Genomic DNA, 21536 nt, shown 5'->3' with positions numbered 1-21536 from the left:
CTGATCCGAAGCGTCGATAAAAACGTGGACAGCGATAAAGGGCAGCCGTTCAACGCAGTGACGCGCTAAACGGCTGAAACGGATCGATTCAGAACAGCAACTATTCAGCCTTCGAATCGCGCCGCAGCAGGGCGCTGACGGCGTCGCGAGGCGCCACGCCGTCGAATAGCACGGCGCACACCGCTTGCGTGATCGGCATCTCGATCGCGTGCGCGCGGGCACTTGCGAGAACCGCTTGCGCGCAGCGGACACCCTCGGCCACGTGACCCAGGGCACCGAGAATGTCGTCGAGCGTGCGGCCTGCGGCGAGTTGCACGCCAACCGTGCGATTGCGCGACAGGTCGCCGGTCGCGGTCAGGATCAGATCGCCGAGACCGGTCAGGCCGGTGAACGTCTCCACCCGTCCACCGAGCGTCACGCCGAGGCGCGACATTTCGGCCAGGCCGCGCGTGATCAGCGCCGCGCGTGCATTGAGACCGAGCCCGAGACCGTCGGCAATTCCCGTTGCAATGGCCAACACGTTCTTCACCGCTCCGCCCACTTCCACGCCGACGACGTCGTCGCCGGTATAGATGCGCATGGCGTCGTGATGAAACGCGGCAACCGTGTTCTCGCGGCATGCCGCCGACGCGCTGGCGATCGTCAATGCGACCGGTAAGCCCTGCCCGACTTCGCGCGCGAAGCTCGGACCGGACAGCACGCCGTTGCTGCCGTGCGCCGGCAGCTCGGCCGCGACCACTTGATGCGGCAGCAACTGCGAATCGGCTTCGAAGCCCTTGCACAACCACACCAGGTGCGCAGGCACCTTGCCGGCGTCGCGCATCGTTCGAAGCAGCCCACGCAGGCCGGCCACGGGGGTGGCGACGACGCATAGCGCGTCATCGGCGAGGGCGTGGTCGAGTGCCGCGTTCAGGTCCGCTTCGTAGCGAAGCGCGGGCGGCAAAGCAACGCCCGCCAGGTAGCGGGCGTTTTCGTGCGTCGCGCAGAGATCGGCAATGAGCGCGGGCTCGCGCGCCCACAACACCGTGTCGTGCCGTAAGGCCAGATGGCCGGCGAGGGCTGTGCCCCATGCGCCGGCGCCGAGGACAGCAACCTTCATAGCCGGCACTGCTTGCGGCACCTTAGTGCGTCACGCCGTTCTGCGCCGCGCCTTCCTGGCTGCCCATCTGCGCGAGACGTTGCTCGTACAGTGCCTGGAAGTTGATTTCGGCGAGGTGGATCGGCGGGAAACCGGCGCGAGTGATCGCGTCGGCGATGTTCGAGCGCAGGTACGGGAACAGGATCGTCGGGCAGGCGATGCCGACGAGCGGATCGATCTGCTCTGCGGGGATGTTGCGGATGTCGAAAATACCGGCTTGCTTGGCTTCGATCAGAAATGCAACCTTGTCCGACACCTTGGCCGTGACAGTGCCCGTCACGAGGATCTCGAACACGGTGTCGGCGAGACGCTCGGCCTTCACGTCGACTTCGACCTCGACCGACGGCATTTCCTGCTCGAGGAAGATGCCCGGCGAATTCGGCTGCTCGAGCGACATGTCCTTCAAATAGATACGCTGGATGTTGAAGAACGGCTGGTTATTCTCGTCGGACATGATTGAGTGATTCCCTGATAGGTATGCATAGTGGCGGCCCATGGTTCCATGGGTCGCCGGATCGTTGCGGCGCGCCGGCCGCCCTCGCGGGGCAGGCACGCGCCAGCGTGTATTTCACCCGCCCGCTCACGCCATCCGCAGATGTGCGGAGGACGCGCGAATTCAGGCGGCTTCGAGCAGCGGCATCAAACCGCCCGCGCGGTCGAGCGCGGACAGGTCATCGTACCCGCCGACATGCGTCTCGCCGATGAACACCTGCGGCACCGTGCGACGACCGGTGCGGGTCATCATCTCCTCACGACGGGCCGGGTCCTTGTCGATCAGTACCTTCTCAACGTGCTCGACGCCGCGCGACTTTAAAAGACGTTCGGCCATCTGGCAATACGGGCACACCTGGGTGCTGTACATGATCACTTTGTTCACTTGGCTGCTCCTTGTTTCACAACCGGCATACCGGCTTTCTGCCAGGCGTCGACACCGCCTTCGAGAACGTGGACTTCCGCGTATCCCGCATCCTGCACGATACGCGCTGCCTTGTTCGACTGCTGGCCGTTCTGACACACCAGCAGCACCGGGTTGCTCTTATTCTTCACGAGTTGCGCGACCTTCGCTTGCAACTCCGCAAATTCAAGGTGCCGTGCCGAGGGCAAATGGCCCAAGGAGAAGTCGGCTGACGAACGAAGATCGATGACCGCCGCATTGCGCCGGTTGATCAGTTGGGTGGCTTCAGCGGCCGACAGGCCACCGCGGCCGCGCCGGCTGATCGTCGGCCACAGCAGCAACCCACCGGAGATGAGGACGATCGCGATCAGTACAAGGTTTGTGTAATCAGTGAAAAACTTCACGGAAAATCCGCCGAAAAAGAGAGAAATCGAAAAGGGCAATCGAGCCATTATAAAATAACCGTCTGACGCGATGGCGGCGCTCCTTCAGAGGAACCTCGCTGCGCTTTACCGCTTCCTTACTACCGACCGGCAATCTCATGTACAAACTCGTTCTCATCCGCCACGGCGAATCGACGTGGAACAAGGAAAACCGCTTCACCGGCTGGGTTGACGTCGACCTCACCGAACAGGGCAACAGTGAAGCGCAGCAGGCGGGCGTGCTGCTGAAGGAATCCGGCTACACGTTCGATATCGCCTACACATCGGTGCTCAAGCGCGCGATCCGCACGCTGTGGCACGTGCAGGACAAGATGGATCTGATGTACCTGCCGGTCATTCATTCGTGGCGCCTGAACGAACGTCATTACGGCGCGCTGTCGGGCCTGAACAAGGCGGAAACCGCCGCGAAGTTCGGCGACGAGCAGGTGCTGGTCTGGCGTCGCAGCTACGACACGCCGCCGCCGGCACTGGAGCCGACGGATGAACGCGCGCCGTACAATGACCCGCGTTACGCGAAGGTGCCACGCGAACAGCTGCCGCTCACCGAATGCCTGAAAGACACGGTGGCTCGCGTGCTGCCGCTGTGGAACGAGTCGATCGCGCCGGCCATCAAGTCGGGCCGCAAGATCGTGATTGCGGCGCACGGCAACTCGATCCGCGCGCTGGTCAAGTATCTCGACGACATCTCGGACAGTGACATCGTCGGCCTCAATATTCCGAACGGCGTACCGCTCGTCTATGAACTCGACGAGAACCTGAAGCCGATCAAGCACTACTATCTGGGCGACCAGGAAGCGATCGCCAAGGCGCAAGCCGCGGTCGCCAAGCAGGGCAAGGCGGGCTGATTCCGCCAGCGGGCCGCGGGCCCCGCGCGTTGAACATGCACGGGCGCCGCGGTCCGCCGGCTGCCCGACCGGCAACACGTACCGGTCGGCGTGGCAGCTTCATGCAAGCGCACCCTTTCGACCGCCTTCTGCGCGTTACGGCACATTACTTCGCTAGCGCGGGCGCTGTCTCACGAACCAGCTCTGGTTCGCCCTGTCGAATCACGATTGCCCGCCCTGCCCCCTGAGTAGGCGGGTGTGCAGTTATACTTGTCCGTCCAAATCCTATCGACGCTGCCACGCGCTTCCGACCGCAACAGACTCTATGCGAAAGAACCTGAAAAATATCGGCCTGATTGCCGCGGGCCTTGCTACCGGTGCATTTGCCACCCTGCAACTTTCCGCCTCGGCCCAGCAACCCGCTAGTGCCGCCGCCGCACCCCTGCCGTTAGACCAGCTCAGGCTCTTTGCCGAAGTGTTCGGGCAAATCAAGCACGAATACGTCGAACCGGTCGACGATAAAAAGCTCCTCACTTCCGCGATCAAGGGCATGGTGTCGAGCCTCGACCCGCACTCGTCGTACCTCGACAAGACCGATTACGAGGAACTGCAGGAGCAGACCAAGGGCCGCTTCGCGGGTCTGGGCATCGAGATTTCGTCGGAAGACGGCCTGATCAAGGTGATTTCGCCGATTGAAGACACGCCCGCGTTTCGCGCCGGCATCCGTCCGGGCGACCTGATCACACGTATCAACGACAAACCCGTACGCGGCATGACGCTCGACCAGGCGGTCAAGCAGATGCGCGGCGAGCCGGGTACCAAGGTCACGCTCACGATCTTCCGCAAGTCCGACGACCGCACGTTCCCGCTCACGGTGACGCGCGCGATCATCAAGGTCCAGTCGGTCAAGGGCAAGGTCGTTGCGCCGGGATTCGCGTATGTCCGCGTCACCAGTTTCCAGGAACGCACCACGCCTGATCTCGCGGCGAAGCTGCAAGACATCGCGCGTCAGGAGCCGAATCTGAAAGGCCTCGTGCTCGACCTGCGCAACAACGGCGGCGGTTTGCTGCAAAGCGCGGTCGGCGTAGCCGGCGCGTTCCTGCCGCCGAATTCGGTGGTGGTGTCGACCAACGGCCAGATTCCGGATTCGAAGCAGGTCTATCGCGATACGTACGACAACTACCGCCTGCAATCCTTCGACAGCGATCCGCTGAAGGACATCCCGCCCATCTTCAAGACCGTGCCGATGATCGTGCTGACCAACGCCTACTCGGCGTCGGCTTCGGAAATCGTTGCAGGTGCACTGCAGGATCAGCATCGTGCGCTGATCGTCGGCAAGACCACCTTCGGCAAGGGCTCGGTTCAGACCGTGCGCCCCATGACCGCGGATACTGCGCTGCGCCTGACCACCGCGTACTACTACACGCCGAGCGGCCGTTCGATCCAGAACAAGGGCATCCGTCCTGATATCGCGGTCGACCAATACGCGGAAGGCGATCCGGACGACGCACTCGTGACCCGCGAAGTCGACTACTCGAACCACCTCGCGAACACGCAGGACCCGAACGAGAAGAAGGAAGCAGAACAGCGCGAACAGGAACGCATGGACCAGTTGCGCCAACTCGAAGAAGCGAACGACAAGAAGACGCCGGAACAGCGCCAGAAGGATCGCGAGCGCAAGCCGGTGGAATTCGGTTCGGCTGACGACTTCATGCTGCAACAGGCGCTGGCCAAGCTCCAGGGCAAGACGGTGCAGGAATCGAAGTCGCTGACCGAGCGCCGTCTCGCGCAGAGCAAGCCGGCCACGTCGGCGTCCGCGCCGGTCGCGGTGAAGCCGACGCAACCGGTTCCGGGTGCATCGGGCGTCGCGCCCGCTTCGGCTCCGGCTCCGGCTACGCAAAGCAAATAAGCAACAAACCCTCGCGTGTCTTCGCGGCGAATCATGCCGCGAAGACACGCAGCAAGACCCGCAACGAGCCGCACCCTTCGCGCGATTAAAATAACAACAACGAAACGCGCACGGCAGACCGCAAGTCTGCTTCCCTTTGCGCGACATACTCACGCGCCCCGCCATGAATGACGATCAACTCCTTCGCTACTCCCGCCATATTCTCGTCGACGAAATCGGCATCGAGGCGCAGCAGCGCTTTATCGACGCGCACGCGATCATCGTCGGCGCGGGCGGCTTGGGTTCGCCGGCTGCGATGTATCTCGCGGCGGCCGGCGTTGGCCGCTTGACGCTGGTCGATGCCGATACGGTCGACTTGACCAATCTGCAGCGGCAGATCCTGCACGTAAGCGCATCGGTCGGGCGCAAAAAGGTGGAGTCGGGACGCGATGCGCTTGCGCAGATCAATCCCGAGGTGACGGTGAACGCGGTGGCCGAGCGCGTCGATGACGCCTGGCTCGATCGCGAAGTACCGCACGCGAGTGTGGTGCTCGATTGCACCGACAACTTCGCGACGCGCCACGCGATCAACCGCGCCTGCGTGAAGCATGGCGTGCCGCTGGTGTCTGGCGCGGCGTTGCGTTTCGACGGCCAGATCAGCACGTTCGACTTCCGCCACGAAGCATCGCCCTGCTATGCATGCGTCTTTCCCGAGGACCAGCCGTTCGAGGAAGTCGCGTGTTCGACCATGGGGGTGTTCGCGCCGACGGTGGGCATCATCGGTTCGATGCAGGCCGCTGAAGCACTCAAGGTGATCGGGGCGATCGGCACGCCGCTGCAGGGCCGTCTGATGATGCTCGATTCGCTGCGGATGGAATGGAACACGATGCGAATCGGGCGCCAACCGGATTGCCCGGTATGTGGACAAAGGCATCACGTCTGACGGCGCGATGCCTACGCTAACGAACCGCTGAATAAAAAAACGCCGCATGCGGCGTTTTTTCATGCGAAGAACCGGCCTCGCGCTCAGGCCAGCGCGACGCGCTTCAGCGCGGCCTGCACCTCTTCCGGTTCGAACGCTGCCAACACGTCGGCCACCGGCTTTTCCAGCGTCTTGAGATGGGAGCGCAGCACTTCCTGCTTGACCACCAGCAACTGGCTCGGGTGCATCGAGAACTCGGTGAGGCCCATGCCCAGCAATAAGCGCGTCAATGCCGGATCCCCCGCCATCTCGCCGCACACCGACACCGGCACGCCCGCACGCTTCGCCTCGCGCAGCGTGAACGCGATCAGATGCAGTACGGCCGGATGCAGCGGGTCGTACAGATGCGCCACCGCGTTGTCGGCGCGGTCGATCGCGAGCGTGTACTGGATCAGATCGTTGGTGCCGATCGACAGAAAGTCGAGCCGCTTCAGGAACAGCGGCAATGCGATGGCGGCCGCCGGGATCTCGATCATCGCGCCAACTTGCACGCTCGGATCGTAGGCAATGCCTGCATCGTCGAGTTGGCGCTTGGCTTCGCGCAGCAGATCGAGCGTCTGGTCGATTTCCTGCGCATGCGCGAGCATTGGAATCAGGATCTTCACCGTGCCGAACGCCGACGCGCGCAGAATCGCGCGCAACTGCGTGAGGAACATTTGCGGCTCCGAGAGACTCCAGCGAATTGCCCGCAGCCCCAAAGCGGGATTGGCCGCAGTCTCGTAGCCGTCACCACCGCCCATGGAGTCGAGCGGCTTGTCGGCGCCGACGTCGATGGTGCGGATCGTGACCGGCAAACCGTTCATCAACTCGACGGCCCGGCGGTACGCGGCGAACTGCTCTTCCTCCTCGGGCAGGCGGTGCTTGTGATTCATGAACAGGAACTCGGTGCGGAACAGCCCCACGCCGGTCGCACCCGAGTTGACCGCGGCGCGCGCGTCTTCCGGCAGCTCGATGTTCGCGCACAGTTCGATGCGCGTGCCGCACACCGTTTGTGTCGGCGAAAATTTCAGGCGTTGCAGCTTGCGTTGCTCCAGCTCTTTTTCGCTTTGCCGATACGAATACTCTTCGAGCACAATCGGCGCGGGATCGACGATCACGATGCCATGATCACCATCGACAATGATCAGGTCGTCCTGACGGATCAACGCGCTCGCGTGCTGCACGCCGACCGCGGCGGGAATGCCCAGGCTGCGCGCAACGATCGCCGTATGCGACGTGCGGCCGCCGAGATCCGTGACGAAGCCCTGAAACGTCTGCGTCTTGAACTGCATCATGTCGGCCGGCGCGATGTCGTGCGCGACCACGATCATCTCGTCGCAGGCGCCGTGCACGCCGCCACCGAGCGTCGCCGACGCCCCCGCGAGCGCCTTCAGCACGCGCTCCACCACCTGCTCGATGTCGGCTTTGCGCTCGCGCAGATACTCGTCTTCAATGTCGTCGAAGTGACGCGACAGGCGCTCGAGTTGCTCGGTCAGCGCCCACTCGACGTTGTAGCGGCGCGTGCGGATCAGGTCGATGGTTTCCTGCACGAGCATCGCATCGTTCAGGATCATTGAATGAACATTGATGAACGCGCCCATTTCGCTGGGCGCGTCTGCGGCGAGATCGGCGCGCAGCGTGTCGAGCTCCCGATGCACGTGTTGCTGAGCCGCGCGAAAACGCTCGACCTCACCCTCGATCTGGGCGGGTTCGATCAGATAGTGGTCTACGTCAAGTGCTGCCGGGGCGATCAGATAGGCCCGCCCGATAGCGATACCGCGTGATACGGGAATTCCATGCAGCGTGAAGGACACGCGCACCTCCTCTAGTTGTGTGATGCCGCGGCAAACCGCTGCAATGCTCTCAGACTCTGCTGGTCATTATAAATTCCGCACCCTCTCCAAGTACGGCAGGCCTATGTGCAGCGCAGCACGAATTATCGTCATCGACATGACAATGCGCCTTCAGCTGGTTTGCAGTCCGGCAAGTTGATCACGTCTATGCACGGACAGGCAAGCCGATTTCCCCGCGCCTGTCCGCCCATCTTCTCGCATTAAAAAAACGCCGCGGATAGCCGCGGCGTAGATGCTCGTTGCAAACGTGCACGCGCGACGTCACTGACCCTCGCCGAATTTATCGGCAATCAGTTTCAGCAGTGCGTCCATCGCATCCTTTTCGTCAGTGCCTTCGGTTTCGATCAGCACCGTGCTGCCGATGCCCGCGGCCAGCATCATCACACCCATGATGCTCTTGGCATTGATGCGGCGGCCATTGCGGCTCATCCAGATTTCCGCCTGGTAGTTGCCCGCGAGTTGCGTCAACTTGGCCGACGCGCGTGCGTGCAGCCCCAGCTTGTTCACAATAGTCGTTTCCTGTTGCAGCATGTGATGGTCCGAAAGCGCGGGTAAGTATGGTTGCGAAAGGTGAATTTGCACACACCCGTTGCACTGCATTTGAAGCATTGGGCATCGGGCTTTGAACGGTCTGCGCGTGGCCTACAAACCGGCCGCGTCGGTCTTCTGGGTCAGATCGGCGTCGGCCGGGAGCGCGGGTAGACAGTCACCCGCAGCCGCGTCAGGCGGCAAACCCGACATGCACTCGCTGACAGCCGCCGCGCATGCCACGGACGCCGGCGTAGCCGGTCCGATTGCATGCACGCCCTTAGTCGCGCCGGCGAGTGCCTTGTCGACCAGCGTGTCGAGCGGCGTAGCGCGATAGCAGACCGCGCGTACCAGCATCGGCAAATTGACACCGCAGAGCACGCGTACATTCGGCACCGTGGCGAGCCGGCCCGCGATATTCGCTGGCGTCGCACCGAACATATCCGTGAGCACGAGGGCGCCGTTTTCTTCCTTCAAACGCTCGATTTCCGAGTTCGCAAACGCAACCTGTTGCGCGGGATCGCAATCGGGTGATACGTCGATCACGCCGATGCGAGCCGGCAAACCGCCGTAGATGTGCGAAATACAATCGCGCAACGCGGTGGCGAACGGAGCGTGCGCAATGATCAGAATGCCTGCCATGTCAGCCTTGCTGCAAAAGAACGGCCCCAAACCGTGGGACCGGGACGAGGCCCGGTTCGTCAGCGCCCTCGACCGGCCGTAGGTCATGAGAGCCGGAACGCATCGTTTAATGAGCAGCGCGCCCCGCCGCGCCACGTCGACGCCGCCTGAACATTGCTCGCTCACCGTCCGCGATCTATGCCGGTGGCTTCGGTTGAAGCCACCGAACCGGCTTGGCGCGAAAGAGCGGGCATTGTATCAGGCTCATTTTCGCGCCAAATCCGGCGCGGCGCTTGATGCGGATTTACTACACAGGTTGGGGACTACGGCGGGCATTCAAGGGCCGAGCGTCAGGCCGCCGCGCGCTCCAGCGCGTCGAGGAACATCGCGGCGACGTCGAAGCCGGTCTGATCCATGATTTCCCGGAAGCACGTCGGGCTCGTCACGTTGACTTCGGTCAGCCAGTCGCCGATCGCGTCCAGCCCGACCAGCAGCAGACCGCGCGCCGCGAGCGCCGGCGCGAGCGTGTCGGCGATCTTGCGATCATGCTCCGTGAGCGGACGCGCCACGCCGAGGCCACCGGCTGCGAGATTGCCGCGCACTTCATTACCCTGAGGAATACGCGCGAGCGAATACGGCACCGCAGCGCCGCCGATCAGCAAAATGCGCTTGTCACCGTCCTTGATTTCGGGGATGAACTTTTGCGCCATCACCGAGCGCGCGCCATCGTGGCTCAGCATTTCGATGATCGAGCCCAGGTTCATCCCGTCGGCCTTCACGCGGAACACGCCCATGCCGCCCATGCCGTCGAGCGGCTTGAGGATCACGTCGCCGTGCTGTTCATGGAATGCGCGCAAACGGGACGCGTCGCGCGTGACCAGCGTGGGCGTGACAAACTGCGCGAACTCGCCGATCGCCAGTTTTTCCGAATGGTCGCGAATCGCCTGCGGCTTGTTGAAGATGCGCGCGCCGCCCCGCTCGGCCATTTCGAGCAGCCACGTCGACGTGACATATTCCATGTCGAACGGCGGGTCCTTGCGCATCACCACCGCGCTGAAGCTCTTCAGCGCACGCGGCGCGGCCGCGTCGGCGGCGTGCCACTCGTCGCGATGCAGATCTGTCACGTCGCCGACGATCGCAATCCGCTGCACGTTCGCTTCGACGTCCCCGCCGGTCCACGCCAGATGCTTCGGCTCGCACGTGTACACCACGTGCCCGCGGCGTGCGGCCTCGGCCATCATCGCATAGGTCGAATCTTTGTAGATCTTGAACTGGGAGAGCGGATCGGCGATGAAAAGAATGTCCATGAAGGTCCCGGTGCGCCCTGCGGGCGTGGCATTGTTCGTCAATATAGTCGTTGAAAACGGCGATGGCGGCACGCATGCCGCCATCGCCCATTCAGGATGGATTAGACCTGAATGGCTTCCGGATCGGTCTTTTCCAGTTCGACCGATGCGGCAAGCAGCCCGAGCCGCGCCACCACCCCGTACATGTAGAAGCGGTTCGGCGGCGCCGCGCCGGGCTTCGCGTGCGCGTCCGGCAGCGCCGTATGCTCGAAGCCGAGCGGCACGAAGTGCATGCCGGGTGCGTTCAGGTTCTGGTCGCGCTCGCGGCTGCCGTGCACGCGGTAGAAACCGCCCACCACGTAGCGGTCGATCATGTAGACGACCGGCTCAGCGACTTCCTCGCCGATACGCTCGAACGTGTACACGCCTTCCTGCACGATCACGTCGTGCACTTCCAGGCCGTCTTTGGTGGCCGCCATCTTCGCGCGCTCGCGCTTGGTGAGCGCGGCCACTTCCGACGCATCGTGCACGGTCATCACGCCCATGCCGTACGTGCCCGCGTCCGACTTGATGACGACATACGGTTTCTCGGAGATGCCGTACTCGCGATACTTCCTGGCGATCTTTTTGAGCACGCCGTCGATCGCGTCGGTCAGCGCTTCTTCACCGGTGCGCTCCTGGAAATCGACGCCTTCGACATGCGCGAAGTACGGATTGATCATCCACGGATCGATTTCGACCATCTTCGCGAATTTTTTTGCGACGTCGTCATAGCACGAGAAATGCGTGGATTTGCGACGAACCGCCCAGCCGGCGTGCAACGGCGGCAGCAGGTACTGCTCGTGCAGATTTTCGAGCACGGGCGGAATGCCCCCTGACAGGTCGTTGTTCAGCAGGATCGAGCACGGGTCGAAGTTCTTCAGGCCGAGACGGCGCTGCGAGCGTTCGAGCGGTTCGAGCACGAGCTTCTGGCCGTCCGACAGCGCGATCGTGACCGGCCCGTTGATGCTGTCGTCGAGTGTGCCGAAACGCACGTTCAGGCCAGCCTGGCGCATGATCGCGGCGAGACGGGCGACGTTTTCGAGGTAAAACGCGTTGCGCGTGTGGCGCTCCGGAATCACCAGCAGATTCTTGGCGTCCGGGCAGATCTTCTCGATCGAGGCCATTGCGGCCTGCACGGCCAGGGGCAGCACTTCCTGCGGCAGATTGTTGAATGCCCCGGGGAACAGATTGGTGTCGACCGGCGCGAGCTTGAACCCCGCGTTACGCAGATCGACGGAGCAGTAGAACGGCGGCGTGTGCTCCTGCCATTCGAGCCGGAACCAGCGTTCGATGGCGGGTGTGGCGTCGAGGATCTTCCGCTCGAGATCGAGCAGCGGGCCGTTTAACGCCGTAACTAGGTGCGGAACCATTGATCACTCGCAGACTGGAGAAAAAAGATTGTAGAGCAAATGCTTTGTCCATTTGGGGACGGTTTCTCCATTCGCAAGCGGACGCGAATGCATTCTCGCTATTTCGATCATAGGCGCGAGAAACTGCCGTTTTCAAGATACCCCGCAAGAAAAAAGCCCGCCATGAAGGCGGGCCAAATCGCTGCGCTTAATCGTGATCAGACAAGCCCGGGAGCGCGGGCTCGCAGAAGTGTTGCTTATTCGACGTGTTCGCCGTGCAGGCTCACGTCCAGGCCTTCGCGCTCCTGCTCCTCCGTCACGCGGATGCCCATCACCATGTCGATGATCTTCAGCAGGATGTAGCTCACCACCCCGCTGTAGACCAGCGTCGTCAGCACGCCCTTGGCTTGCACGATGACGCTGCCGTCCGCGCCGCCGATGTCCTTGACCGCGAACACGCCGGTCAGGAGCGCACCCACGATACCGCCGATGCAGTGCACGCCGAACGCGTCGAGCGAGTCGTCGTAACCGAGCTTGTGCTTGAGCCACGTCGCCGACCAGAAGCAGACCACACCCGCCACGATACCGATAACCAGCGCGCCGGTCGTGCCGACGAAGCCCGAAGCCGGCGTAATCGCCACCAGACCCGCCACCGCACCCGACACGATACCGAGCACCGACGGCTTACCCTTGGCCGCCCATTCGGCGAACATCCACGCGAGCGCTGCTGCCGCGGTAGCGACTTGCGTCGTGAACATCGCGAAACCGGCACGGCCGTCGGCCGCCACCGCCGAACCCGCGTTGAAGCCGAACCAGCCCACCCACAGCATCGCGCCACCGATCAGCGTGAGCGTCAGGTTGTGCGGAGCCATGGCTTCCTTGCCGTAACCGACACGCTTGCCGAGCACCAGCGCGCAAACCAGCGCCGCGATACCGGCGTTGATGTGCACCACTGTGCCGCCCGCGAAGTCGAGGATGCCCGCGCTAGCCAGCCAGCCGGTCGGTTCCCAGACCATGTGCGCGATCGGCGAGTAGACGATGATCGACCACAGCGTCATGAACACCAGCATCGCCGAGAACTTCATACGGTCGGCAAACGCGCCAGTGATCAGTGCCGGGGTGATGATCGCGAACGTCATCTGATAGACGAAGTAGACCGTTTCGGGAATCGTCGGAGCCAGATGGCTGACGGTCAGCGTCGTGGCTTTGTCACCCTTGATGTAGTTCATGCCGGCCATGAAGACGCGCGAGAAGCCGCCGATGAACGAGCCGCCCGGCGTGAAGGCGAGGCTGTAGCCCACCACCGTCCAGATGATCGTCACGAGGCAGGTGATCGCGAAGCTTTGCATCAGCGTCGCGAGCACGTTCTTCTTGCGGACCATGCCGCCGTAGAAAAGCGCCAGACCCGGGATCGTCATGAACAGCACGAGCGCGGTAGAAGTCAGCATCCAGGCAGTGTCGCCCGAATTGATCTTCGACGAATCGACCGAGAACGGCGCGGTCGGTGCCGCCGGGGCGGCGTCGGCTGCAGGAGCCGATGCCCCAGGCGCGGCTACTGCGGGTGCGGCAGAGGCGTCGGCGGCCGGTGCCGACGCGGGTGCGGCTGCCGGTGCCGACGCGTCCGGCGCCGGGGCGCTGGCGGTCGTATCGGCAGCCGAGGCGGCTGCGGGAGCGGACGCGTCGTCCGCAAGGGCGGCGCCAATACCGCCCGCGAGCAGCGAACCGGCCATCAGCAGGGACATCAATAATTTGCGCATCTTTCGTTTCCTCTTATCGCTATCTGTGTCGCTATCTTTTCGTGTTACAGAGCGTCCGCGCCGGTCTCCCCGGTGCGAATCCGGATCACCTGCTCGATCGGCGTGACGAAGATCTTGCCGTCGCCGATCTTGCCGGTGCGCGCTGCGCGTTCGAGCGCCTCGATCGCCTGGTCGACGATGTCGTCCGAGACAGCGGCCTCGATCTTCACTTTCGGCAGGAAATCGACGACATATTCAGCACCCCGATACAGCTCCGTGTGGCCCTTCTGGCGGCCGAAGCCTTTGACTTCCGTCACCGTGATGCCCGAGACGCCGATGGCCGACAAGGCTTCGCGCGCCTCATCGAGCTTGAACGGCTTGATGATTGCGGTAATGAGCTTCATGAAATCCCTCGCTAAGTTGCGTAACCCGTTGCGTAAGCGTTTTGCGTACCCATAACCCGTTCGCGTGGTCTCGTTCCTCTGCCGGTAAAAAGCGTCCGGCAGTGCGCGCGGGGCAGTAACAGCAACTCGCATGCCATGTTGTGTCAGACTGCGCACCGCGCACGCCAGGAAAGGCACTCTCAAGCGACCCTGGCCGGATGGCTAACGAGGGCGGGGCACGCTGGCGCGGCGTATGGATCGTTGCTAGAGTGTCCGAAGGTTTGAACACACAGGCGGCGCACCAAAGGCGCTCATGCCGCAGCGGCGCGCAACCGGGGACGCACCAAGTCAGCCCACGCGTGATGACCAAGCACAGGCGTAACGAAATATGCACATCTTTTGTGCACAAAGGGGAAACACCATGAAACAACCCAACGATGTTTTCAATGACTTTCAGGCTCGCATGAGCGAGTTGTTCAAGAACTCGCCAGCCAAAGACGTCGAACGCAACGTGAAGGCCATGCTGTCGCAGGGCTTTTCGAAACTGGACCTCGTCACGCGCGAGGAATTCGATACGCAGACCCAGGTGCTGGTACGTACTCGCGCCCGCCTCGAAGAACTGGAGCGCCGCGTCGCCGAACTTGAACAGAAGCTGCCGCTCGCTTCGCAAACGCCGTAACGCGTCGTTAGTAGCGCACTAGCTGCGCAATGCTGCCCATCACAGGCAAGCGAGCCGTGACGTCATCAGCGTTTTAGGGGACTGGCGCGCGCTTCGGCGTGCCGTCCGACGGGAGAAAATATGTCGCTTGCTGTGGTGCGCAGTCGCGCGCCGGCCTCTGGCCGCGCGCCCGAAGTTACTGTCGAGGTTCACCTCGCGAACGGATTACCCTCATTTTCGATCGTCGGCCTTCCTGATCTGGAAGTGCGCGAAAGCCGCGAGCGCGTGCGCGCGGCACTGCAAAACTGCGGCTTCGACTTCCCTGTCCGACGTATTACCGTCAATCTCGCCCCTGCCGATTTGCCGAAGGAATCCGGCCGCTTCGACCTGCCGATTGCGTTGGGCATCCTCGCGGCGAGCGGGCAGATTCCCGTTGAATCCTTGCTGTATCGGGAGTTTGCTGGCGAGCTATCGTTGACTGGCGCACTGCGGCCGATGCGCGGCGCTTTCGCGATGGCTTGCGGGACGGCGCGCAGCGGTGCGGCTCAGCGCGGCGCGCACGGCGAGGGCTTCTCATCTTCCGCGATCCCCGGAAAGTCAACCGTGGCCCCGCTCGCTGCGGAACGTACTCCGCAGCTCTATCTCCCTGCCACTAGCGCGGCGGAAGCCGCGCTCGTGCCCGGCGTCGATGTCTACGGCGCCGCCGATCTGCCGTCGCTCTGCGCCCACCTCGCCGGAGCGCCCGACGCGCGGCTTTCTGCCGTCGCTGCGCCCGACCTCGCCGAAAGCATGCCCGCTGTCGTGCCCGACATGGCCGACGTGATCGGCCAGCGCGCCGCGCGCCGCGCCCTCGAAGTCGCGGCGGCCGGCGGGCACCACGTGTTGCTGATCGGACCGCCCGGCGCCGGCAAATCAATGCTCGCCGCCCGCCTGCCGAGCCTGCTGCCGCCTATGACCGACGACGAAGCGCTCAGCTCCGCCGCCTTGCTGTCCGCCAGCCGGGCTGGCTTCACGGCAGCGCAGTGGCGGCAGCGGCCGTTTCGGGCGCCGCACCACTCCTCGAGCGCAGCGGCGTTGGTCGGTGGGCGCAATCCGCCGCAGCCTGGGGAGATCACGCTTGCGCATCTGGGCGTGTTGTTCCTGGACGAACTGCCCGAATTCAGTCGCGATGTCCTCGAAACGCTACGAGAGCCGCTCGAAGCCGGCCGCATCACAATCTCGCGCGCCGCCCTCCAGGCGGATTTCCCGGCGGCCTGCCAACTGATCGCCGCGATGAACCCCTGCCCTTGCGGATGGCGTGGCGACCCGGGCGGCCGCTGCCGCTGCACGCCGGAGATCGCGGCGCGTTATCTGCGTAAGCTGTCCGGCCCTTTGCTGGATCGAATCGACATCCAGCTTGAGATTCCGGCGCTCACGCCGGCGGAACTTGCTGCTCGGTCGGCGACGGCCGGCGAGGCGAGCGCGGCGATCGCTCGACGGGTATGCGTCGCGCGCGAGCGGCAATTGCTGCGGCAGGGCAAGACCAATCGCGAACTCGGGGGCCGGGAAGTGGACGAGGTTTGCCGCCCCGACGCGGCCGGCGAAGCGCTGCTGCGTGAAGCCGGCGAGCGCTTCCGATGGTCAGCGCGTGCTTACTATCGGGTGCTGAAGGTCGCGCGTAGCATCGCCGACCTCGCCGGCGCGACGATGCCGAGCGCTGCGCAGATTGCGGAGGCCATCCAGTACCGACGGGTTTTCGGCTCGTTATGAGGAGAAAAATATGCTGTCAAGACTTGACTTATGCACACACGCACGCTTCTGACAGATTTGGATACATTTGAAAGGCGCGCAGAAGGGCTCAATCAAAACCCATTGATTTGATTGACTTTTTTTAAATGCCAGAAGTCGGGGAGAATTCACAAAACGCCCATGGCACGGGCATCTGCGGCAAATACGGGCAAGTTCTCAACAGAGTTATCCACAGGAGCGACGCGCACGCGGAAAACTTCAACGTAAACCGGGAATTAGCTCAGGATGCTGCGAAGGAACTTTCACTCCAAACATTGCTCCTTCACGCACCCAATCGGCCAAAAATACCGCCTTCAATAAAGTTTGAACGACGAAAAAAACTGCTCGACCTGCTCTGGCTGCAGCGGTTTGTCAGCGATGATTGCCGCCTGATAGACGTGGCGCCCGCGCGCCGCCAGGCGGGCGTAGACCGTGCGCATTTCATGTCGCGAACCCGCCTCACCGCTGAGTTTCATTTCGAGGCCCAGCACCTGGCCGCCCGCCGCCAGCGGGATTTGCACTGCATGCGCGTCGGGCGCCGCGCCAACGTTACGAGCGAGGCCATCGCGCAAAAAAGCCAGCGCGGCACGCTGCGTGGTTTCCTTGTCGTCGGGCAGCATGACGGTGCCGACTGCGAAAACCGCGTTACCGGCTTCGGCCGTTTGCATCGCCATCGGCATTACCGTGTCGCCGATCTGCACCGGCCGCTGATCGTTGCCCGGCTTGGCGGGAAAGTCGACGGTGTAGCCGTTGTCGTTGTTCATGATGGTGCGCCAGTCGAAGGTCGGCGAGCAGGCGCTCAACGCGGCGCCAAGCACCAGCGCGCAGGCAGTCGCCGCGAGCCGCGCACGGCCGCGCGGCCGGCGCGACGAAGCGTCCGGCGCGCCGGCCGGCCGGTTGTGATCGGCTGGCGGCCCGCTGTGAAACCGGCTACCGAAAGAAAAGCAGGAACGAATTCGGGCGAGGAAACGGCTAACGCGAAAAGCAGCTCGGAACATGGGGACAGAAGATCGGACCGACCGGAACGTAAAACCCTATTATCCGCTGCCGCCCTGCCTCCTGCCGCGCCAACGGAATGGGGCTACAATAGCGACGCTGTTCAGCACCGGCCCAACCGCCCAATCGATCCACTGGCCCCCGCGTTCCGCGCGGCTCTCGAGGTTCCGTTCATGAGCTCCAACCCATCTTCCGCCGCCCGGCGCGCGAGCCCACTGCGCTACATCATCGCAGCCGCCGTGGCGATCGTGCTGGCGGTGGCCGGTTACTTCGCGTTTGCGGGTCAGCAGCGGGTGCCCGACGCGACCTTCACGCTGCTGTCCGGCCAGAAAGTCACGACCGCCGACCTGAAAGGCAAGGTTTATCTCGTCAACTTCTGGGCGACGAACTGCGATACGTGCATGAAGGAAATGCCGCAGATGGTCGAGACCTATAACCGATTCAAGGGCCAAGGCCTGGAATTCGTGGCGGTTGCCATGAACTACGACGCGCCGATGTACGTGACTAACTACACGCAAACGCGTCAGTTGCCGTTCAAGGTCGCCATGGACGACGGCTCGGCCGCCAAGCAGTTCGGCAACGTGCAGCTCACGCCCACCACGTTCCTGATCGATAAGGACGGCAAGATTCTGAAGCGCTATGTCGGCGAGCCGCAGTTCGCGGAACTCGAACAATTGCTGGAAAAGGCGCTGAAGGCGTAACTACCTTCGCCCCGGCTCGATCCGAGTCGATCTGATTCAAACGCGCCGGCCGCGCCTTGCCGCCGGCGCCGTTCCTCACCGCTCCCCTTCCCCCTTGGCCGCCAGGCCATATCGCTTGATCTTCTCGTAGAGCGTGGCCTTGCCGAGCTGCAGCTTGTCCGCCGCCACCGCTACCGCCCCGCCGGCCTGCTCCAATGCCTCCGCGATCATCGCCCGTTCGAATTGCTCGACACGCTCCTTCAACGGTTGCGTGGCCGCGGTGTCGTCGGCGAAAGGCATGACCGGATCTTCTGCGACGCCGAGCACGAAGCGGTCGGCGGCATTGCGCAGTTCTCGCACGTTGCCCGGCCAGTCGCGCTGCATCAGGCTCGCGCGCTGGCGGTCGGTGAGAATCGGCGCAGGACGCTGGTAACGCACCGCCGCATCCAGCAGGAAGTGTTCGAAGAGGGGCACGATGTCCTCGCGACGCTCGCCCAACGGCGGCAGCGCGATCGTCACCACGTTCAGCCGATACAGCAGGTCGCGCCGGAACGAGCCATCCGCGACGTGCTCAGCCATGTCGCCCTTCGCCGCGGCGACCACGCGGCAATTCACGCGAATCGGCTGATTCGAGCCCAGCCGCTCCAGCACGCCGTCCTGCAGCACGCGCAGCAGCTTGACCTGTAACGCGAGCGGCATGCTCTCGATCTCGTCGAGAAACAGCGTGCCGCCCGACGCATGTTCGAGCTTGCCAATTCGCCGTTTCGCCGCGCCGGTGAACGCGCCCGGTTCATAGCCGAACATTTCCGACTCGAACATCGGCTCAGGCAGCGCGCCGCAGTTCACTGCGATAAACGGCTTGTCGCGCCGCGGCGAGAGCTCATGCAGACTGCGCGCGATCAACTCTTTGCCCGCGCCGGTATCGCCATTGATCAGCACGGACGCGTCGGTCGGCGCGATGTTCGCGATCAGCCGCCGCACCTGTTCGATTGCGGGACTGCGGCCGATGATTCGTGGCGCCACCGAGTTCTGCTCCGCCAGTTCACGGCGCAGCGCGAGATTCTCCAGCACCAGCTTGCGGCGCTCCAGCGCGCGCCGCACGGTTTCGATCAGGCGCTCGGACGCGAACGGCTTTTCGATGAAGTCATACGCGCCATCGCGCATCGCCTGCACGGCCATTGAGATATCGCCGTGGCCGGTGACCAGGATCACCGGCACGTCGGGCGCGCGCTCGTGGCACTGCGCGAGCAGATCGAGCCCGCTCGCGCCTGGCAGGCGAATATCGCTGACGATCACGCCGGAAAAATCCGCGCTGATCATCTTCGCCGCGGCTTCCACCGACGCATGGCCGACCACGTCGAAACCCGCCAGTTGCAGGCTCTGCACACTGGCGCGGCGCACTAGTTCGTCGTCTTCGATATATAGCACTTGCAGGCCGTGGTTCAGCATCGCGTTTTCCATCCTGATTCAGGAACCCGTGGTCAGCGGAACCGCCGGGTGGCTCGTCTGCACGCGCGCGCGGCGCAGCGTCAACACGAATAATGCACCGCCGTCCGGCGCGTTGCGCGCGACCAGCGTGCCGCCGCAATCGCGCGCGATCGACGACGAGATCGCAAGCCCGAGGCCCAGCCCCTGCCCCATCTCCTTGGTCGTGAAGAACGGCTCGAACAGACGCGGCAGCACGTCGTCGGGAATGCCGGGGCCGTTGTCGCTCACCATGAACGACACGTTCGCCTCGGCGACTTCGATCTCGATCTCGATGCGCGGCGCGCTGATGCCGGCAATCGCGTCGAGCGCATTGCCGAGCAGGTTGATCAGCACCTGTTCGAGCCGCAGGTCGTCGCAATGCGCGATCAGTTCAGGATGGTCGTCGGCGAGACTGAGCGGCGTGCGCACGCCATTCACCGCATCGAACAGCGTGAACGCGACTTCGACGCTCTGCAAGCGCTTCTGCAGCAGCCCGACGACATTGCGCAGCGCCCGCATGATCGGCGCGCGCGCATTGCGCGGCCGCGCCCGTCCGACGAACAGCTTCAACTGATTGGTGATCTTGCCCATGCGCTCGGTGAGCGCCGCGATCGCTTCGAGATTCTCGCGCGCCGACGCCTCGTCGCCGCGTTCGAGCAGCACGCGCGTGTTGTCCGAGAAACCGCGCAACGCGGCAAGCGGCTGATTCAATTCATGCGTGATGCCGGCCGCCATTTGCCCGAGCGCGGCGAGCTTGCTCGCCTGGATCAGCTCGTCGTGCGCGGCGCGCAACTCCTGCTCGGCGCGCGTGCGCTCGGTCACTTCCTTCTGTAACTGTTCGTTCGCCTGCGACAGATCCGCCGTGCGTTCGGCGACCCGCTGGTTCAGTTCCGCGTAGGCCTTTTGCAGCAGCGTGCGGCTGCGCATCATCTCGCGCACGCGGGCGCGGCGCATACGCCAGTAGAACGCGAGCAACACGATGGAGATGTAGCCGAAGCCGGTGACGATGGTCGCCTTGCGCGCGTCGGCGTCGACCGGATCGACGGGCGACATCGTAATCAGATGCCAGTCGGGCACGCCCATGCTGCGCCGCGACGCGAGAAAGCGCGGCGCGGAGCGGCCGCCGCCGATGCGCACGATCTGCGCATTGCCTTCGAGCGTGCGCTGGATCGTCACCGGCAGCGGCGCGATCGGCTGCTGCGCGTATTGACGCGCCTGATAGATCGAATCGGCGACCGGTCCGGACAGCGGCCGGATCGTGTGATATTTCCACGCCGGCACCGAGGACAGAAAGATCACGCCGTGATCGTCGGTGACGACCAGCGGCTCGGACGCGTCGGCGCCCTGAAACCATTCGAGATCGAGTTTGACGACCGCCACGCCGACGATCTTGCCGTCGCGCCGCACCGGTTGTGAAATGTAGTAGCCCGGCGCCTGCGAAATCGTGCCGATGCCGAAGAAGCGGCCTACGCCGCCATTGACCGCATCGAGAAAATACGGCCGGAACTCATAGCCCGCGCCGATGAAACTGCCCGGCCCGCGCCAGTTGCTCGCGGCGACACAATAACCGTCGAGCGGAATGATGTACGTGACGGTGGCCCGCGCATGGCGGTTGAGGTCTTCGAGATAAAGGTTCGCGCGTTTGACGTTAGCCGGACGGGGATCGACCAGCACGTCCTGCACGATCGGATGTTCGGCAAGCAGATACGGCAGCGACTCGTAGCGCTCGAGCGTGCTCCTCAGCGTACTGGCGGTACGCTCGGCACGCACGGCGGCGTTGCGCCGCAGGTTGTCGATGCCGCTTTGCCACGCGATGCTGTAGGTCAGTCCGCATGCCGCCGCGAGCCCGGCAACGAGCGCGAAGAGGATCAACAGGCGGCGCGTCACGTTGGCAATGTCCAATCGGTAAGGATCGGACATTGTGGCATACGGTGGCGCGCCGCCGTCGCCAGCTTCGCGATGCGGGGGCGCGGTGGATGGGCGCGGAGTACCCGGTTTCATACGCGGGAGTCCGCAGCCGT

Annotated in this window: 20 protein-coding genes; 6 read left to right on the top strand and 14 right to left on the bottom strand. The window is 63.6% G+C overall.

Annotation, left to right across the window (positions count from 1 at the left end):
• Positions 1-100: 100 nt before the first annotated feature.
• The 4 genes from CIC12_RS19480 to CIC12_RS19465 form a co-directional block, all read right to left on the bottom strand.
• Positions 101-1099, bottom strand: coding sequence for an NAD(P)H-dependent glycerol-3-phosphate dehydrogenase (locus CIC12_RS19480; protein ID WP_168666050.1), 999 nt, complete (start codon positions 1097-1099; stop codon positions 101-103).
• Positions 1100-1121: 22 nt separating this feature from the next.
• The gene (secB, locus tag CIC12_RS19475; protein WP_074762880.1) at positions 1122-1592 is read right to left on the bottom strand and encodes a protein-export chaperone SecB; all 471 of its coding nucleotides are present in this window, start codon (positions 1590-1592) and stop codon (positions 1122-1124) included.
• A 162-nt stretch (positions 1593-1754) separates the two neighbouring features.
• A complete protein-coding gene (gene grxC / locus CIC12_RS19470; RefSeq protein WP_028199035.1) occupies positions 1755-2015 on the bottom strand; it encodes a glutaredoxin 3 in 261 nt (86 codons plus the stop codon).
• Positions 2012-2437, bottom strand: a complete 426-nt coding sequence (locus tag CIC12_RS19465; RefSeq protein WP_168666118.1) for a rhodanese-like domain-containing protein — start codon at positions 2435-2437, stop codon at positions 2012-2014. The genes grxC and CIC12_RS19465 overlap by 4 nt, the downstream gene beginning before the upstream one ends.
• A gap of 137 nt (positions 2438-2574) precedes the next feature.
• On the opposite strand from CIC12_RS19465, the gene gpmA reads away from it, so the two are divergent.
• The 3 genes from gpmA (at position 2575) to CIC12_RS19450 (ending at position 6131) form a co-directional block, all read left to right on the top strand.
• On the top strand, positions 2575-3321 hold the full coding sequence (gpmA, locus tag CIC12_RS19460) for a 2,3-diphosphoglycerate-dependent phosphoglycerate mutase (RefSeq protein WP_168666048.1): 747 nt from the start codon (positions 2575-2577) through the stop codon (positions 3319-3321).
• A gap of 304 nt (positions 3322-3625) precedes the next feature.
• Positions 3626-5209, top strand: coding sequence for a S41 family peptidase (locus CIC12_RS19455; RefSeq protein ID WP_168666032.1), 1584 nt, complete (start codon positions 3626-3628; stop codon positions 5207-5209).
• Positions 5210-5372: 163 nt separating this feature from the next.
• On the top strand, positions 5373-6131 hold the full coding sequence (locus tag CIC12_RS19450; RefSeq protein ID WP_168666030.1) for a HesA/MoeB/ThiF family protein: 759 nt from the start codon (positions 5373-5375) through the stop codon (positions 6129-6131).
• An 83-nt stretch (positions 6132-6214) separates the two neighbouring features.
• Here the strand turns inward: CIC12_RS19450 and ptsP are convergent, their stop codons facing one another.
• The 7 genes from ptsP to CIC12_RS19415 all read right to left on the bottom strand — a co-directional run bounded on the left by ptsP (position 6215) and on the right by CIC12_RS19415 (position 13968).
• Positions 6215-7963, bottom strand: a complete 1749-nt coding sequence (gene ptsP / locus CIC12_RS19445; protein WP_168666028.1) for a phosphoenolpyruvate--protein phosphotransferase — start codon at positions 7961-7963, stop codon at positions 6215-6217.
• Positions 7964-8263: 300 nt separating this feature from the next.
• Positions 8264-8533, bottom strand: coding sequence for an HPr family phosphocarrier protein (locus CIC12_RS19440; RefSeq protein ID WP_133650007.1), 270 nt, complete (start codon positions 8531-8533; stop codon positions 8264-8266).
• Between the two features lie 111 nt (positions 8534-8644).
• Entirely contained in the window at positions 8645-9172 is a 528-nt protein-coding gene (locus CIC12_RS19435) for a PTS sugar transporter subunit IIA (RefSeq protein ID WP_121319215.1), read from the bottom strand.
• Between the two features lie 329 nt (positions 9173-9501).
• A complete protein-coding gene (gshB, locus tag CIC12_RS19430; RefSeq protein WP_168666025.1) occupies positions 9502-10458 on the bottom strand; it encodes a glutathione synthase in 957 nt (318 codons plus the stop codon).
• 101 nt (positions 10459-10559) lie between these two features.
• Complete coding sequence (gene gshA / locus CIC12_RS19425) at positions 10560-11849, bottom strand: glutamate--cysteine ligase (RefSeq protein WP_168666023.1); 1290 nt, start codon at positions 11847-11849, stop codon at positions 10560-10562.
• Between the two features lie 236 nt (positions 11850-12085).
• A complete protein-coding gene (locus tag CIC12_RS19420; protein WP_168666021.1) occupies positions 12086-13585 on the bottom strand; it encodes an ammonium transporter in 1500 nt (499 codons plus the stop codon).
• Positions 13586-13629: 44 nt separating this feature from the next.
• Positions 13630-13968: a P-II family nitrogen regulator gene (locus tag CIC12_RS19415; RefSeq protein ID WP_006048089.1), complete on the bottom strand. Its 339-nt coding sequence runs from the start codon at positions 13966-13968 to the stop codon at positions 13630-13632.
• Positions 13969-14368: 400 nt separating this feature from the next.
• Between CIC12_RS19415 and CIC12_RS19410 the strand changes: the two genes are divergently transcribed.
• Positions 14369-14626, top strand: a complete 258-nt coding sequence (locus CIC12_RS19410) for an accessory factor UbiK family protein (protein ID WP_168666019.1) — start codon at positions 14369-14371, stop codon at positions 14624-14626.
• A gap of 120 nt (positions 14627-14746) precedes the next feature.
• Positions 14747-16354, top strand: coding sequence for a YifB family Mg chelatase-like AAA ATPase (locus CIC12_RS19405; protein ID WP_168666017.1), 1608 nt, complete (start codon positions 14747-14749; stop codon positions 16352-16354).
• A gap of 332 nt (positions 16355-16686) precedes the next feature.
• Here CIC12_RS19405 and CIC12_RS19400 read toward each other — a convergent pair whose 3' ends face one another.
• Positions 16687-17370, bottom strand: coding sequence for a hypothetical protein (locus CIC12_RS19400; RefSeq protein ID WP_446728022.1), 684 nt, complete (start codon positions 17368-17370; stop codon positions 16687-16689).
• Between the two features lie 171 nt (positions 17371-17541).
• Here CIC12_RS19400 and CIC12_RS19390 point away from each other — a divergent pair, with 171 nt between their 5' ends.
• Entirely contained in the window at positions 17542-18069 is a 528-nt protein-coding gene (locus CIC12_RS19390) for a peroxiredoxin family protein (RefSeq protein WP_168666015.1), read from the top strand.
• Between the two features lie 75 nt (positions 18070-18144).
• Here CIC12_RS19390 and CIC12_RS19385 read toward each other — a convergent pair whose 3' ends face one another.
• Both CIC12_RS19385 and CIC12_RS19380 read right to left on the bottom strand, forming a co-directional pair.
• A complete protein-coding gene (locus CIC12_RS19385) occupies positions 18145-19497 on the bottom strand; it encodes a sigma-54-dependent transcriptional regulator (protein WP_174772104.1) in 1353 nt (450 codons plus the stop codon).
• Between the two features lie 18 nt (positions 19498-19515).
• Entirely contained in the window at positions 19516-21516 is a 2001-nt protein-coding gene (locus CIC12_RS19380) for a sensor histidine kinase (RefSeq protein ID WP_168666013.1), read from the bottom strand.
• Positions 21517-21536 lie beyond the last annotated feature (20 nt).

Source organism: Paraburkholderia sp. SG-MS1 (assembly GCF_012275575.1).
Classification (GTDB): domain Bacteria; phylum Pseudomonadota; class Gammaproteobacteria; order Burkholderiales; family Burkholderiaceae; genus Paraburkholderia.
This window is presented reverse-complemented; position numbering and strand designations above follow the sequence as displayed.

Excerpts from the sequence above, each read along its gene's own strand:
- CIC12_RS19480 (WP_168666050.1), bottom strand. The coding sequence starts at position 1,099 with ATGAAGGTTGCTGTCCTCGGCGCCGGCGCATGGGGCACAGCCCTCGCC.
- secB (WP_074762880.1), bottom strand. The coding sequence starts at position 1,592 with ATGTCCGACGAGAATAACCAGCCGTTCTTCAACATCCAGCGTATCTAT.
- gpmA (WP_168666048.1), top strand. The coding sequence starts at position 2,575 with ATGTACAAACTCGTTCTCATCCGCCACGGCGAATCGACGTGGAACAAG.
- CIC12_RS19455 (WP_168666032.1), top strand. The coding sequence starts at position 3,626 with ATGCGAAAGAACCTGAAAAATATCGGCCTGATTGCCGCGGGCCTTGCT.
- CIC12_RS19450 (WP_168666030.1), top strand. The coding sequence starts at position 5,373 with ATGAATGACGATCAACTCCTTCGCTACTCCCGCCATATTCTCGTCGAC.
- CIC12_RS19440 (WP_133650007.1), bottom strand. The coding sequence starts at position 8,533 with ATGCTGCAACAGGAAACGACTATTGTGAACAAGCTGGGGCTGCACGCA.
- CIC12_RS19435 (WP_121319215.1), bottom strand. The coding sequence starts at position 9,172 with ATGGCAGGCATTCTGATCATTGCGCACGCTCCGTTCGCCACCGCGTTG.
- gshB (WP_168666025.1), bottom strand. The coding sequence starts at position 10,458 with ATGGACATTCTTTTCATCGCCGATCCGCTCTCCCAGTTCAAGATCTAC.
- gshA (WP_168666023.1), bottom strand. The coding sequence starts at position 11,849 with ATGGTTCCGCACCTAGTTACGGCGTTAAACGGCCCGCTGCTCGATCTC.
- CIC12_RS19420 (WP_168666021.1), bottom strand. The coding sequence starts at position 13,585 with ATGCGCAAATTATTGATGTCCCTGCTGATGGCCGGTTCGCTGCTCGCG.
- CIC12_RS19415 (WP_006048089.1), bottom strand. The coding sequence starts at position 13,968 with ATGAAGCTCATTACCGCAATCATCAAGCCGTTCAAGCTCGATGAGGCG.
- CIC12_RS19410 (WP_168666019.1), top strand. The coding sequence starts at position 14,369 with ATGAAACAACCCAACGATGTTTTCAATGACTTTCAGGCTCGCATGAGC.
- CIC12_RS19405 (WP_168666017.1), top strand. The coding sequence starts at position 14,747 with ATGTCGCTTGCTGTGGTGCGCAGTCGCGCGCCGGCCTCTGGCCGCGCG.
- CIC12_RS19400 (WP_446728022.1), bottom strand. The coding sequence starts at position 17,370 with ATGTTCCGAGCTGCTTTTCGCGTTAGCCGTTTCCTCGCCCGAATTCGT.
- CIC12_RS19390 (WP_168666015.1), top strand. The coding sequence starts at position 17,542 with ATGAGCTCCAACCCATCTTCCGCCGCCCGGCGCGCGAGCCCACTGCGC.
- CIC12_RS19385 (WP_174772104.1), bottom strand. The coding sequence starts at position 19,497 with ATGCTGAACCACGGCCTGCAAGTGCTATATATCGAAGACGACGAACTA.
- CIC12_RS19380 (WP_168666013.1), bottom strand. The coding sequence starts at position 21,516 with ATGAAACCGGGTACTCCGCGCCCATCCACCGCGCCCCCGCATCGCGAA.